The organism is Chryseobacterium sp. Mn2064, from assembly GCF_049319685.1.
Classification (GTDB): Bacteria; Bacteroidota; Bacteroidia; order Flavobacteriales; family Weeksellaceae; genus Chryseobacterium.
On the sequence record NZ_JBMOUE010000003.1, the window covers coordinates 387313 to 402819 of the forward strand.

The 15507-nt window shown below is 34.6% G+C and carries 12 protein-coding genes; 6 read left to right on the top strand and 6 right to left on the bottom strand.

Annotated features, from left to right (window positions below; all coding sequences use genetic code 11):
* The first annotated feature begins 23 nt into the window (after window positions 1-23).
* Window positions 24-1028 (top strand): type I glyceraldehyde-3-phosphate dehydrogenase, encoded by a 1005-nt coding sequence (gene gap, locus ACL9RH_RS14270; RefSeq protein WP_047096698.1) that lies wholly within the window; start codon window positions 24-26, stop codon window positions 1026-1028.
* An 81-nt stretch (window positions 1029-1109) separates the two neighbouring features.
* Here the strand turns inward: gap and ACL9RH_RS14275 are convergent, their stop codons facing one another.
* A complete protein-coding gene (locus ACL9RH_RS14275; protein WP_422694037.1) occupies window positions 1110-2177 on the bottom strand; it encodes a hypothetical protein in 1068 nt (355 codons plus the stop codon).
* A 239-nt stretch (window positions 2178-2416) separates the two neighbouring features.
* On the opposite strand from ACL9RH_RS14275, the gene ACL9RH_RS14280 reads away from it, so the two are divergent.
* Entirely contained in the window at window positions 2417-3601 is a 1185-nt protein-coding gene (locus ACL9RH_RS14280; protein WP_422694038.1) for an oxygenase MpaB family protein, read from the top strand.
* A 26-nt stretch (window positions 3602-3627) separates the two neighbouring features.
* Here ACL9RH_RS14280 and ACL9RH_RS14285 read toward each other — a convergent pair whose 3' ends face one another.
* Window positions 3628-4503 carry a hypothetical protein gene (locus ACL9RH_RS14285; protein WP_422694039.1) on the bottom strand — a complete coding sequence of 292 codons (876 nt, stop codon included), beginning with the start codon at window positions 4501-4503 and terminating at the stop codon, window positions 3628-3630.
* A gap of 675 nt (window positions 4504-5178) precedes the next feature.
* On the opposite strand from ACL9RH_RS14285, the gene recA reads away from it, so the two are divergent.
* Window positions 5179-6180: a recombinase RecA gene (gene recA, locus ACL9RH_RS14290; RefSeq protein WP_422694040.1), complete on the top strand. Its 1002-nt coding sequence runs from the start codon at window positions 5179-5181 to the stop codon at window positions 6178-6180.
* A gap of 197 nt (window positions 6181-6377) precedes the next feature.
* On the opposite strand, the gene ACL9RH_RS14295 is transcribed toward recA, so the two are convergent.
* Entirely contained in the window at window positions 6378-7811 is a 1434-nt protein-coding gene (locus tag ACL9RH_RS14295; RefSeq protein ID WP_422694041.1) for a hypothetical protein, read from the bottom strand.
* 142 nt (window positions 7812-7953) lie between these two features.
* Window positions 7954-10851 (bottom strand): prolyl oligopeptidase family serine peptidase, encoded by a 2898-nt coding sequence (locus ACL9RH_RS14300; RefSeq protein ID WP_422694042.1) that lies wholly within the window; start codon window positions 10849-10851, stop codon window positions 7954-7956.
* A 157-nt stretch (window positions 10852-11008) separates the two neighbouring features.
* On the opposite strand from ACL9RH_RS14300, the gene htpG reads away from it, so the two are divergent.
* Entirely contained in the window at window positions 11009-12901 is a 1893-nt protein-coding gene (gene htpG, locus ACL9RH_RS14305) for a molecular chaperone HtpG (protein ID WP_422694201.1), read from the top strand.
* A gap of 467 nt (window positions 12902-13368) precedes the next feature.
* The gene (locus ACL9RH_RS14310) at window positions 13369-13770 is read left to right on the top strand and encodes a helix-turn-helix transcriptional regulator (protein WP_422694043.1); all 402 of its coding nucleotides are present in this window, start codon (window positions 13369-13371) and stop codon (window positions 13768-13770) included.
* A 61-nt stretch (window positions 13771-13831) separates the two neighbouring features.
* On the opposite strand, the gene ACL9RH_RS14315 is transcribed toward ACL9RH_RS14310, so the two are convergent.
* Together ACL9RH_RS14315 and ACL9RH_RS14320 are read right to left on the bottom strand one after the other, a co-directional pair.
* On the bottom strand, window positions 13832-14629 hold the full coding sequence (locus ACL9RH_RS14315) for an alpha/beta hydrolase (RefSeq protein WP_422694044.1): 798 nt from the start codon (window positions 14627-14629) through the stop codon (window positions 13832-13834).
* 107 nt (window positions 14630-14736) lie between these two features.
* On the bottom strand, window positions 14737-15033 hold the full coding sequence (locus ACL9RH_RS14320; RefSeq protein WP_422694045.1) for an MGMT family protein: 297 nt from the start codon (window positions 15031-15033) through the stop codon (window positions 14737-14739).
* Between the two features lie 111 nt (window positions 15034-15144).
* On the opposite strand from ACL9RH_RS14320, the gene ACL9RH_RS14325 reads away from it, so the two are divergent.
* On the top strand, window positions 15145-15291 hold the full coding sequence (locus ACL9RH_RS14325) for a hypothetical protein (RefSeq protein WP_422694046.1): 147 nt from the start codon (window positions 15145-15147) through the stop codon (window positions 15289-15291).
* Window positions 15292-15507: the final 216 nt, after the last annotated feature.

Consider the following 15507-nt stretch of genomic DNA (forward strand, 5'->3'; position numbering starts at 1 on the left):
TAATCTAATAAAAACAAACTATTATGTCAACAATTAAAGTAGGTATCAACGGTTTTGGTAGAATTGGACGTCTTGTTTTCAGAGCAATGACTGAAAGAGACAACATTGAAGTTGTAGGAATCAATGACCTAATCAATGCAGAATACATGGCTTACATGTTAAAATATGACTCTGTACACGGTATTTTCCCAGGCGAAGTTTCTGTAGAAGGAAATGATCTTGTTGTAAATGGGAAAAAAATCAGAGTAACTGCTGAAAAAGACCCGAGCAACCTAAAGTGGAATGAAATTGGTGCAGATTACGTAGTAGAATCTACTGGGTTATTCTTAGATAAAGAAAGTGCTGCAAAACACATTACTGCAGGTGCTAAGAAAGTAATCCTTTCTGCTCCTTCTAAAGATGATACTCCAATGTTCGTAATGGGTGTAAACCACAAAGAACTTACTGATGATATCAAAATCTTATCAAACGCTTCTTGTACTACAAACTGTTTAGCTCCTTTAGCTAAAGTAATCCACGATAACTTCGGAATCGTAGAAGGTTTAATGACAACTGTACACGCTACAACAGCTACTCAGAAAACTGTTGACGGTCCTTCAATGAAAGACTGGAGAGGTGGTAGAGCTGCTCTAAACAACATCATCCCTTCTTCTACAGGTGCTGCTAAAGCAGTAGGAAAAGTAATCCCTTCATTAAACGGAAAATTAACAGGTATGTCTTTCAGAGTACCAACTGTTGACGTTTCTGTAGTAGATTTAACAGTAAGAATTGAAAAGGCTGCTTCTTATGAAGAAATCTGTTCAGTAATCAAAGCTGCTTCTGAAGGTGAGTTGAAAGGTATTTTAGGATACACTGAAGAGGCTGTAGTATCTCAGGACTTCGTAGGAGATAAGAGAACTTCTATCTTCGACAAAGATGCTGGTATTATGCTTTCTCCTAACTTCGTGAAACTTGTTTCTTGGTATGACAACGAAATGGGCTATTCTAACAAGTTAGTTGATATGCTTGTACACGCTGCTTCTTTATAATAAGAAATTAGCAAAACATAAAAAAACCTTCCCGATGGGAAGGTTTTTTGTTTTACAAATATTGATTCTGATGCAACCAATTTAGTTTTTTTTATTAACATCTATTGTTATTCCCGCTTGAATACCATGGATAACATCATCATATCTAATATTAAGGTAATCTCTACCATAGTAATGTTTGATAATAAAACCAATATCTGCTTTTTCCCAAGGGTACCATATAATATAGTTATGCGCCGCAAATCTATATTTTTTATTTGTGGGAGCTAAAGGTCTTAAATCACCATCTATAATATAGGACATCTCGGATCTAAAAGCAAATTTTTGTCTTTTATTAATCGTAGTGAACTTAGGTTTTATATCAGAATTTTCGGTGATCACAAAAGTAGATCTTCTTAATAGTTGAAGGTTTAACAGCAATCTATTCTGCCCGTAACTGCCATGTTTCATCTCTTCAGTAATTGTCAGTGGATTAAAAAATGTCATATCCCTTTGATATCCTAATCCTGCTGAAGCTATTCCATACGTCCATATTGGCTTGGCAAAATAGACTATTCCTCTTAAATAATTTGTACTGAAATCTCCATTTTTATAATTATTACGCAGATTAGACGCATCTCGAAAAGGATTGTCTGATTGCCCATTTGAATAATGATGAGCCTGAAAAGTGAACCAAGAATGCCACTTTTGTCCTGAAAAATCAAATTTACTCAAAAAGTAATCAGCCCCTATTCCAAATTCATTATTAGTAGGTAACAAAGGACTGGACGAGTCTTGTGTCATGCGTACTATAAATCCTGCATCAAATGTAACCCGTAACCTCTGAATCCATTTTGGACTATAATAAGCTCCTTTATAAAATGCAAATCGGAAATTCATATTCCCTTCCAGCCAATATCCATTCTTACCTTCTTTATCTTCTAAAGGTGACAGCCTCTCTTTCGTATTAGCAAAATAAGGAGCAACTCCTAAGTATAAAATAGGATCATGCATTGAGAGTAACTGATGATATTTCTTAATCGGATAGTTCAAAGTATCAAAAGTAGAATTAACAATTCGTTCAGAATTATAAATCGTATCTGTTTTCGATTCCTGTCCAAAAACAACAGATATCCAAAACAGAAGCAACCCTGGTATTATTGCTTTCATGATTATTGTTTTTATGGTTATTAGAAATACAAAAGCATTCAGTTAAGAATGACGTTTTCTTGGTTGATAGCTTTATATAAATTTATAACATTTTCTTATTGTTTTAAAATACCACAAAAGGATAATTTTTAAAACTAAAAAATCAATTATCTCAAAAAAAACATAGCTATACAGACTGACAAATCTCATCCATGGATTTCGGCGCAAAACTTGTACTTTTATAGGTAAAGGAATGAAAAATGATACAGCCCCGGTTTAAAGACGCTCCCCACTTTAAAGATTTTTGGGAAAAAGGTAATGGAAAACAACTTATTGAGTTTTCCGGTGCTGAAGTCAGTTTCAAAGACTTTGAAAAATTTGCACCTTTCTTTTATCATGTGGATGAAATCGGCGATCAGGTTGTAAGAGAGGTTTATTTTACTAAAAAATTTCATGAAGCCTCCAGAGAAATTGAACAATACATCAAAAATGGAATTTCGGAAACAGATACAGTTCCTGAAAGTGTAAGAAAACTGTTCAATCAAACTCAAAAAGTTCCTGAATGGCTGGATTATAATTTACTGACGAGCGGCGCTGAGCTTTGCATGAGAAGCAATCTCGATTCTTTAATCTCACTGAGAGACTATTGCCTGATTGGCGGATATGATTATGCCTACCTCAACAAACCCCTTATCGTTACAGAAGCATTGAAAAAAGGGGCGGTAAAACGTCTTTCAGAAACATTGGATTTTTGGGTGAATGCAACACGATACAATGCTTTGGAGCTTCACGCAAAAGGCTATGAATTTGCCATAAAAACCAGAATGATTCATTCTTACGCCAGGCTCTCCATAAAAAAACACTATACAAACTGGGATACAGAAAACTGGGGTGAGCCTATCAATTCTTGGGATATGATGGCCACTTATATTGGATTCAGTCTTGTTTTTCTTCACAGTCTGAAAAAATTAGGAAATACATTCTCAATAGAAGAAGAAAAGGGAATTTTTCATCTTTGGAAATACGTAGGCTATCTTCTGGGAATTCCGGAACAACTTCTTCCTGACGATAAAAAACAGGCCACAGAGTATTTCTATTTATGGACTTCCATGCAACCTCCTTCAGATAAAGATTCTATTCTTCTTGCACATTCTCTGTTGGATGAATCTCTTGAGAATCCTATCCTCAAATTTGAATTTCAAAGAAAAAACTTAAGGTATCTTCACATCTGCTGCACCTGGTTTTTGCTGGATGATGATGTTTGTAAAAGATTACAGATTCCTGAAGTTCCCAACAAAAAACTTTTTCCCCATTCAAAAATTATTTTCAATAAAATTTACGACACACTTGTAAGTCGCAAAACAAGAATAAAAAGAGGAAATAAAGATCAGATGAAGGTTCTGGAAGACTATCTGAATATTACAAAAAATTCAAATTTCCATTAAATGCCGCTTTTCAAGTAAACAGAAAACTACACGGGTTGATTTCCATCAAAATGATCTGCAGAAGGCTTTCTCTTTCTGAAATTCCAGATCAGATATAATAAAAATAGACCCAACCAGACCCCAATAACAACACCGAAGAAAATTTCTCTGATGGAAGGATGTAGATAATTGGGTTTGTAGAACAGGCGGTCAAGAGTTTCAAACTTATCTTTGAGATCGTCTCTTTCGTAAGTATTACGAATTTCATTGAGAGGTTCCCTTGAATGGTCCCTGTAATAGAAGACATCTTTAGTTAAATCTTTGGGAACAATCTGTGTTTCTATATTATATTTTTTGAGAAGAGCATTCAGATTCTTAAACGAATTAAGGAGTGAATCCTGGCTATATTTGTAAAGCAAATCATATCTTTTAACTGCATTTTGATATTGCTGTTTAGGCTCAGGAACTTTATGCAACGGTGAAAACAAAAGTTTATTTTCAAGAAAAATACACATCTTGTCATCGTATTCAGGTTGCACTTCCATCCCTTTAAATATAATTTCAGTACTATCCCCTACCTCCTTTTTAGAAATAATTCTTTTTTCCAGCTCTTTGAAATCAAAACCAAGAAAATCAAGTACAAGTTTCGCTTTGCCATTCAATTTTTCATGATTGGCACTCAGCATTTTTAACGTATCAATACTGTAATAAGTATAATCTATTGAATAATATTCTTTATTGGTAGGATCATAAAATAATGTATCTCTTTGTTCAATTACAGGATAAGGTTTGGGATATAAAACATTTTCGGGATTAAACAATTTCTCCGAACTGTAGGAAGTATAATTATATAAAAAAGGCTGTAAGACATTAAGTAGTGTCTTATCTTTATTAAGATCTTTTTCAGGTAGTAGAGTTCTCAACTTTGCATTAAACCCAAAACTATAACTGATAAAAAACGTCAAAGAAAAAAAAGATACCAGTAAAAGAGCAACCCCTATCCCCAAAGTTTTTGATCGTTCATTTCTTTTTTGAACATGATTTCTAAGGAAAAAAATAAGAAAGAAAAACAAAAAAAGACCGGTTATAAAAAAATGAGAAATGGAAACATCATCATAAAATTTGAACCTGTAGAATTCTGTATAAATATCAATTTCGTGAAGGCTTTTCAACTTAATATATCCGTAAATAAAATAAGCAAGGTGAATAATCGCCAATATAGCGAAAGATTTAATCAGGAATAATTTTAATTTTCTGTTCATATGGTGATCTTAAAAAAAGAATGTTTTAAGATAAGCATTTTTTTATATTGGATGGTGCAAAAACGAGGGTTGGGCTTATCAATAGCTTACAAATACTAGAAAATTTTTCTCCAAAACCAGCTTTTAACCTTCTGTTTAAAAGGTATACTACTTCTTTCTTCTCTTAAATTTATTTTTTAGATATTTCATGCTACCACATTCTGCATCTTCTTCGTTATGAATAACATCACTCTTATAATTTTATTATTTTTTAACTCTAAAAACCTGTTTCCCGGATAAATAATATTAGCTTTTGATATTTAAATTATGTATTTTTGAGAAATTATTTTAATAGAGATGAGTAACATTGATGATAAGAAAAAAGCACTCGCATTAGTGCTTGACAAATTAGATAAAACCTACGGAAAAGGAACTGTAATGACTTTGGGAGATGATGCCGTAGACAATACAATAGAAGTAATTCCTTCCGGATCTTTAGGATTGGATATTGCCTTAGGAGTAGGCGGATATCCAAAAGGAAGAATCATTGAAATATATGGCCCTGAATCTTCAGGTAAAACGACATTAACACTTCACGCTATTGCGGAAGCTCAAAAAGCGGGTGGTATTGCTGCATTCATTGATGCAGAGCACGCTTTCGACAGAACTTATGCTGCAAAATTAGGAATCGATCTTGAAAACCTTATTATTTCTCAGCCTGATAACGGTGAGCAAGCTTTAGAAATCGCTGATAACCTTATCCGTTCAGGAGCTATCGATATCGTAGTCATTGACTCTGTGGCTGCATTGACGCCAAAAGCAGAGATTGAAGGTGAAATGGGAGATTCTAAAATGGGTCTTCATGCGAGATTAATGTCTCAGGCGTTAAGAAAACTTACAGCTACGATTTCAAGAACAAAATGTACGGTGATCTTCATCAACCAGTTGAGAGAAAAAATCGGTGTAATGTTCGGAAACCCTGAAACAACTACCGGAGGTAACGCTCTTAAATTTTATGCTTCTGTAAGAATTGATATCAGAAAAGCAAGTGCACCTATTAAACAGGGTGACGAAGCTATTGGTAGCCGTGTGAAAGTGAAGATTGTGAAAAACAAAGTAGCTCCTCCTTTCAAACAGGCAGAATTCGATATCATGTATGGGGAAGGCGTTTCCAAAGTTGGAGAAATTCTTGACACAGCAGTAGATATGGGAATTGTGAAGAAAAGCGGTTCTTGGTTCAGCTACGAAGAGACTAAACTTGGTCAGGGACGTGACGCTGTAAAAGATGTTTTAAAAGATAATCCAGATCTTTCTGAAGAGTTAGAAGGTAAGATCAAAGAAGAAATGAAAAACAAATAATTTTTCAAAAAATATAAAAAAGGTAGTCTCAGGATTGCCTTTTTTGTTTTAAAAACACCGATATTTCTTAAGGCAAATAAAAAATTAGAATTCATTATTTCTTTGTGTTTACCTAATTCTCTTACTTATTATCATCAGAAAATAAAAAAGAGGTCATTCCTTAGAACAACCTCTTGAGTTTTTATATTTTTTAAAAATTATTCAGCCATTTTGCCCTGAAGCTGTAATGCTCCGGCAACCTTCATCCCCTTTGTAAGGGTTTCAAATCTTATGTTTTCTTTATTCACAAAAGCATCAACGGTGAAGTAATCTTCTCTTTCTTCATGAGTGATCAGTTTCAATTTCAGGATATACCCCTTAACGCTTCCATCTTCCAGCAATTCGGTTTCTTTAAAATCAACAAGCTGAGCGATAAAATCAAAACAAGCATAGTTCGGAACCTCATTACTTGGTGCATAAGTGGTAAAATCTTCGCTTATTTTAGTTCCGTCTGGTAAATCAAAACTTTCATGAACATCAAGAATGAAGACAATTCCACTGATATTGATATTAAAATGAGTCTGCGTTAAATATTTATTTCTATTTTCTGCATAATCTGTAGCAAAGAACCAAACACCAAAAGTATCTCTGGCCGGACCGGCAACAATTGCCTGTAAATTCAATGCATTTTCCCATTCTCTGATTGATCTTGTTTCGAAATCTAACGTATAGTCAGTTTTCACTTCCGGAATGATGGTACTTAGCTCATCGGTGATGATGGTTTTAAATCTTACATCTTCAAATTCAGTTTTACTTTTGCTTTCTCCTAAAGGATCAGAAACCGTAGACTGCATTAAAACATTGGTAAGATACTGACCGTAATCTTTAGTCTGAAAATTCTGATGACCAAAAATTCCGCTCCAGGTATTCACAAGATTATGAATGTTTGATTTTCTTATGATAATTCCCGCCTCGTTAGTCATTTCTGGAGCTGCAATCCCCTCTGTATTAGTAAAATAATTTTTACCATCAATCAGTTGATGATTCATGATTTCGTTATTTTCTTCATGAGAGAATTCTGCAAAACCTTTATAAGTTATATTTTGGTTTTCGAAAATATAAGACAATGCTGTTTTTGCTTTATCTTCTCCTCTAAAATGGTAAACAAGAGAAATTGCTTTGAACTCGCCTTCCTGAGCAGCAGGAGTATGGTTTCCATTATTATCAAATTGAGAGTGATACAGAATCATATAAGATTTGATCTTTCCTTCCTGAAGCTCGCTTTCAAATTTTTCTTCCATTTTTCCTACGGCTTCCTGTGGCGAAAGTGCATATGCATCTTCTGTTACCATATAAACAAAACCTTCTACTTCCCCGTTTTCTTTTTCAAAAGCGGAAAGAGGAGTATATTCACCTCTTAGCTGAAGCGCAATAGAGTACACAATATAATCATTATAAGTCTTTATTTTTTCGAACTCCTCGTTGATCTTTGGTTCTTCAACAGACTGTGATGGCACCTCTGGCGTTTCATCTACAAACTCTTCTACTATTTCTTCTACAATTGTCTCCTCCGGTCTTGTATATTCCTGAACCGGAACAGCTGCATTTTCTGGTGTGTTATTTTTCTTCTTAAAAAAATCAAAGATTCCCATACTGTTATTTATAATTGGCGGTAAATATAATAAAAGTGATCAATAGCCTCATCATAAAAAAATGCCATTGTGTCAGTTTTACTTGGGTATGTTGCTCGGTATATTAAAAAACTCGGCGGAGCCTTTGGCTCCGCCGAGTTTTTTAATTAGGTTTATCATCTGTCAGCTCAAATCCCCAATCTTTTCCTTTTTGGGTGGCAGGAACTCCTTTAGTCATCCAAACCGGAGCTTTGGCCCCTTTAAGGTAATAATCGAAGAATTGCTGTTCACGAATTTGAATATCCTTTCGGTTCTGGCGTTTCATAAGGTTATGATCGTCACCGTTATAATTTAGAAGCCATACTGGTTTTCCAAGACGGCGTAATGCAGTAAACATTTCGATTCCCTGATACCATGGAACTGCTCCATCTTTATCATTACTCATAATAACTACCGGGGTTTTCACCTGATTAATGGCAAAAAGCGGTGAATTTTTAATATAAAGATCAGGCGCTTCCCATAATGTTTTCCCCAATCTACTTTGTGATTTTTCATATTGGAACTGTCTGTTCATCCCTGAAGTCCATCGTATTCCTCCATATGCAGAAGTCATGTTTACTACGGGAGCACCACTCCATGCTGCTGCGTACATATTGGTATGAGCAATAAGATAGGCCACCTGATAACCACCCCAGCTCTGACCCTGAATTCCAATTTTAGCACCATCTACCCATTGGTTTTCTTTTAATTTCTCAACTCCGGAATTGATATATTCTATTGCAGATTCTCCAGGAAGACCATCTACGTAAGAAATATCAGGAGTGAAAACCAGATATCCGTTACTTACAAAATAAGAAATATTTAATCTTGAAGGCGTTGGAGCCGGTGCTACATAACGGTTCAGATTATCCGAAAGCTTTTCATAGAAATAGACAATCATAGGATATTTTTTATTCGGATCGAAATTTTCCGGCTTATATAAAATTCCTGTAGATGTGTTTCCTTTTGGTGTCGTCCAATGCACCAATTCATCGGTACCCCAATTATAAAGGCTCTGTTGCTGATTGGTGTTACTCAGTTTTTTCTGCTCTGTGAAATCTGATGTTATAAAAATATTAGGAGAATCTGTATATGATTCTTTTATTAAAGTATATTCCTCAGCATTTTTTGCTTTTTGAAGGCTGCGATATCCCCAAACATTTTCCATTTGAATTTTCACAGGGTCAGTATTCGACTGAATAGAAGTTTTGAAAATTCCATTTGCTTTGGATGTATTGTCAAATGCAGATAAATAGATGGTCGATTTTCTGTTTAAACTTTTGATATCCTTATCTAAATCGTAAGTATCAAATGTTATTTTATTTTTACGTCCAAATCCATTCGTAATATTTCTTGGCTTTTTCGAACCATTGAGGAAAAACTCCCAAAGGTCATAACGGTCTTTGATAATCACAGATTCATCATTATCTGTCCATGATGCAATACCATAAGGGGTTGGGTAATCCGGCATATCAAACTCTTCATCTACGAAAGAAACCGGGAGTCCACTAGTTAGAGAAAGGGTTTGCTTTGTTTTAACATTATAGCTGGACCATTTTCCTTTTTCTCTGTCAAAGATCACCACAAAATTTCCAAGAGGCGATACAGCAACGGCCCCATCCAGATCTTTAATAATTTCTGTTCTTTCACCGGTTTTATTATCAATAAGGAAATACGTTTTCTTTGTGGAGCCTTCCCATTGTGAAGCAATGCGGTTATTTAAACTTGTAATACCAAGAGCAAAATCGGCATTCCCTTGATTCACTAAACGTAGAGTATCCAAATCTATACCGTCAATATTTCTAAAGGTATCAGGTTTTTCTGTTTGCATTACTGCAGCATAGGATTTCTTCAAGTCATTTTTTAAATCCTTTAACTGTACGGTCTGTAGATAATCATCTCTATAATTCCAGATATCTACGACAGCATGATCATTTGCAATCATCGCTGTATCTTTTGCAACAGGTCTTGGAGCCACTCCAAAATATAACTGTTTTCCATTTTTACTGAAGATTGGTAATCGATTTTCAGAAATCACCCAGCCTTTTTTCATCTGAGGATTTTCATTGGCAATGATTTCTTTTTTATTCAGTTTAAAATTAGAATAATACAGTTGATATAGCTTCACCAAATCATTCTGCGCAGAAGAAGTTCCTAAAAAAGCCAGTTGACTTCCTTCTTCATCAAATGCAAGCTGAGAATAGTCTCCTTCCATTTCGGAAATTTTGGTCACTGTTCCTTTTTGAAGATCCACAACCTGTACCGTCTGAAGTTCGTATTTCTTTGGCTTCGATTTATCTGTATCTTTCTTTTCTGCAGGTTTATGGTCAAGAGAATCTTTCTTTTCTTTTTTATCCTTAGCGGGTTTCTCTTCAGGTTTCTTGGTTACAAAAACAAGCTGCTTTCCGTTTTTGCTGAACTCATAACGGATGACATTATCGTAGGTTGTACTTTTTCCATTCACAAGGTTTCGTACGACTAACTGTAATGGTTTTGCATTTTTATCTTCATCCTTATCATCTCCATCTTCTTTATCTGAAGCTCCATCCGAAGATTTATCTGTCAAATTTTCAAGAAGATAAGCAACGTAAGAACCTGCTTTTTCAGGTACTTTGAACCCTTTTACATTAGGAATTTTCTCAGTGGTATCACTCAAAAAATCGACTATCGCAAGACTGTCTTTCGTTAATTTATTCTTTTTAAGCTTTTTATCCTTTACCGCTTTTATATCTTTATACAACGGACGAATCTGAAAAACAGCAAATCTGGAATCATTTGTAAAATCCACTTTTGTTGCCCTTGCAAACTGCTTTGAGGTTTTATTTTTTACTGAATACAAAAAAAGGTTAGAATTTCCTTCCTGAGGGTCTACAGAATAAGCAACCCATTTTCCGTCATTTGATATCTTTCTGGCTCCTATATTTTGCCAGTTGTCATAGACAGAGTGATCCAAAGGCTTTTTCTGTCCATACATGAAACAGGTCATGATGAGCAGAAAAAATACTGAACATTTCAACTTCATTTTCAAAAAATTTTAAGGATTAAAAGTAGTTTATTTCTCTGACAAATCCGCAGATTACATGAGCTTCTTCATTATCCGAAAAAATGTCATTCTGTCACATTCCTGTTCGTGGTATTTTTTTTGAGAAATATCTGAAAATTAAAAAATCTAAAATATGATGACTAAAGGAAATATTAATGTATCTGTGGAAAACATTTTCCCGCTTATCAAAAAATTTCTTTACAGTGACCACGAAATATTCCTGAGAGAATTGATCTCCAATGCAACGGATGCCACTTTAAAATTGAAGCATCTTACAAGCATCGGAGAAGCAAAAGTTGAATATGGCAACCCAAAACTTGAAGTAAAAATTGATAAAGACCAGAAAACCTTACGCATCATCGATCAGGGGATCGGGATGACAGGTGAAGAAGTTGAAAAATACATCAACCAGGTCGCTTTTTCAGGCGCTGAAGAGTTTTTGGAAAAATATAAAGATTCTGCAAAAGATTCAGGAATCATCGGACATTTTGGTTTAGGGTTCTATTCTGCATTTATGGTAGCAGAAAAGGTAGAAATCCTTACTAAATCTTATAAAGATGAGCCAGCTGTACGTTGGATTTGTGATGGCAGCCCAGAATTCACTCTTGAAGAAACTTCAGATAAAACCGACAGAGGTACAGAAATTATCCTTCATATTGCTGAAGATTCTGTAGAGTTTTTAGAGGAAGGAAAAATCCGTGAGTTGTTATTAAAATATAACAAATTCATGCCTGTTCCAATCAAATTCGGAACTAAAACCCATACTCTTCCTTTACCGGAGGATGCTCCTGAAGATGCGGTTGCAGAAACTGAGGAAGTAGATAATATTATCAACAATCCGGTACCGGCATGGACTATTTCTCCAAGTGAGCTGAATAACGAAGATTATATGAAGTTCTACCATGAGCTGTATCCAATGCAGTTTGAGGAACCTTTATTTAATATTCACCTGAATGTTGATTATCCTTTCAACCTTACAGGAATTCTTTTCTTCCCAAAACTGAGCAACAATCTGAATATTGATAAAGATAAGATTCAGTTATATCAAAACCAGGTATTCGTAACGGATGAAGTAAAAGGAATTGTTCCAGATTTCCTAATGCTTCTTAGAGGGGTGATTGATTCTCCGGATATTCCGTTGAATGTTTCCCGTTCTTACCTTCAGGCAGATGGTGCGGTGAAAAAGATTTCTTCTTATATCACCAAAAAAGTAGCGGATAAAATGGCTTCTTTAATCAACGAAAACCGTGAAGATTACGAAACGAAATGGAATGATATTAAAGTAGTCATTGAGTACGGAATTGTGACTGAAGAAAAATTTGCTGAAAAATCGGATAAGTTTACACTATATCCTACAACAGACGGAAAATATTTCCTTTGGGATGAATTGGCAGAAAAAATTAAACCGATACAAACCGATAAGGATAATAAGCTGGTTGTATTGTACGCCACCAATGCTGATGAGCAGCACAGCTATATTCAGGCTGCCAAAGATAAAGGATATGAAGTTCTTTTATTAGACACTCCTATTACGCCACATGTGATCCAGAAGCTGGAAACTTCCAAAGAAAATATTTCCTTTGCAAGAGTAGATGCTGATCATATCAACAATCTTATCAAAAAAGATGAGCCAATTATTTCAAAACTGAACGAAACTGAAAAAGAAGCTTTGAAAAAGAATGTGGAAGAAGCTATTCAGGATACTAAGTTCACCGTTCAACTTGAAGATCTTGACAGCAGCGATGCTCCATTTACCATTACTCAGCCTGAGTTTATGAGAAGAATGAAGGAGATGCAAGCTACTGGCGGAGGTGGTATGTTTGGAATGGGCGGATTCCCGGAAATGTACAATCTGGTCGTGAATTCCAACAGTGAGCTTTCTAATCAGATTTTAAAAACGGAGAATACAGAAGAAAAAGAAGGCCTGATTAAACATGCTCTTGATCTGGCAAAGCTTTCACAAAATTTACTGAAAGGAAAAGACCTGACAGATTTTATACAGAGAAGCTATAAGCAACTTGAAAAATAATATACAAGAGACTGTTTCGTTTGAAGCAGTCTTTTTTTATTTAAAAAGGTTTGGAAAAACGCAAAGACGCTAATTTTTTTTACATGGCTCTTCATTTAAGACGCAAGTATTTCATCTCCGATAAAATTGTCTACCGCTGACTTATTATATATTATTCTTAATGAAAATCTCACATTGAGCGAAGTTGAAATGTTCTTGCGCATTGAAATTTCCGCGACATATTAATCACTTAACGCCTTTGTGTTTTCAACAGAAAAATAGTTTAACATTACTACTAGCAATTCCAACCTTATAGGTTTACATCTCGCCTCTTACTAAAGAAAATTTTCAACAATTAAATTAGATAACATTTCTGTTTTTAAATTTAGTTTCATTTTTTCTTTAATCTTATTCTTTAAGACCCATTTTTTTGTACTTTTTATTGTACAGCTTATGCTTTTTTACCATTTTTGTGTAAAATGTCGGATATGCAAAAAGAAAAATTACGTGTCATAAGAAAACAAAAAGGTTATACTCAACAGCAGGTAGCTGATTTTATTGCAACGGATGTATCCAACTACAGCAGAAAAGAAAGTGGTGATGTAAAAATCATAAGAGATGAGTGGGATAAAATTGCCCGTTTCTTAAATGTTCCAGTTGAAGATATTTATGAAGAAGAGGAAGCAGCAGTGATTGTTAATAATGATCATCCAGTATTTAATGACCGATCTACTTCTGCAGGAACCATCACTAATCAAAACAATTATGATAACATTCCTGGAGCTATCATTGAAAATCTTCAGGCCTATATTGCGCTCTTAAAAGAAGAGAATGACAGGTTAAAAGAGGAATTAAAGAATACCACAGTACCTTCAAGAGCTAAAAAATAACTATCTTAAGATATTCTTTCAATAGAAAAGACTCCAGCGGCTTCGCCGCTGGAGTTTGTTATTATAGCGTATTCATTGCTTTCAGAATATCTTCTTTGTTGTTTTTCATTCCCTCTAAGTGATCTCCTTTCGTTTCAATGAAAGCTTTTGTGCCGGATGGAGCATTGTCATAAACGAGTTTTCCTTGTTCGTAAGGAACCGTATGATCGTCCTTAGCCTGAATGACAAGTACAGGAAGCTTTCCTAAAGTTTTCACATCTTCTTTAGCAGAATAAGGAGAGACCAATGTTTGTAAAATAAAATCTCTGTATTGAGGTGCAAAATGTGCAGCAATATCAGTAAAAGAAGCCATTGGACAATCTAGGATAAGACCGGATATTTTAGATGAATTCTCTTTAGCAAGGTGAGATGCGATCTGACTTCCTAAAGAAGCTCCGTAAAAATAGATCTTTGTATTTTTAATATCATTTCTTTTGCTTAGCTCCTCAAAAAATTTCTGTCCGTCTTCTGCAACATTTTTGTGTGTTGGTTTCCCTGTGGATAAACCATATCCTCTGAAGTCAATCATTACCACTTGATATCCTGCGTCTACTAATGGTTTTGTAATCAATTGGTAGGTCGTTACATTTCCTGCTGCGCCATGAAAAAAGAAAATAGTCTTTTTAATTTCCTTCTGTTTCGGTTTTGCAATAAAAGCTGTGATCACGTTATCTTCTACCGGAAACTTAACAGAGTCGGAAATTTTCATTTCAAAGGGCTTCATCGTTTTACTAGGCTGATAGAATTTATCATCCATCTGTGCTTTTGAAAATACAGCAAGAAAAAGAAATACAAGGGTAAGAATTGAGTTTGGTTTCATGATATTTGTTTTTAATTATGAACCAAAGGTATTATGATGGGCAAAAATTTGAAAAAATATATACCCGAGCTGTATAATTCTATACCTGAATCGTAGAAAATTAGATCCTAAATTTCATTCAATGGATCCCAAAACAGTTTTTTGAAGTTTTTTATTCTAAAATTTTCAATGATAATTCCTTCTGCTTCTAGCTTTGGTTGAAATTCAGGGACGGATAACACTCCGGAACTTGAAATCACCCGGTGAGCAGGAACATCTTTTGGACAACCTCCCATCGCTTTTCCTACATGGCGTGAATGATTGGGGTATCCTACCGCTTTTGCTATGGCTCCGTACGTTGATACTCTTCCTTTAGGAATGAGCTTTGCGACTTCATATACCTGTTGTTTGAAAATTTCGTCCATTATACTTATTATTTTGTATGGTTCTGTATGCGTTGAATTTTAAAACAGATCGTTTTTGCATCATTTTTGAATTATTATGTATTCAATGATGTTTCATTAAAAGATAAAGGTATGAAAAAATCATTCTTCAGACTGTTGAATGCAGTTAATAAAAAGTTTCTTCCGAAGCTGAGTAAGAAAGATCCTAATCATTTAACCAAAATTGAGAAAGGAATTCTGGCATATCGATATTTTGTGTTGGTGAATTCTTTGGAATAGTTCTTTATTTTTAACCACAGATTACACGGATTTTCACAGATGTTTGTAGATATCTTTTGGAAAACGCAAAGACGAAAATTATTTTAAATTTTACAAACTGTAAGACGCAAGGATTTTATCTGTGATAAAATTGTATACTGCTGATTAATTTATATATCATGTTCGCTGAAAATTCCCAGCCAAGATACAAGTAAATAGCAATAAAAAAGCGCTCCA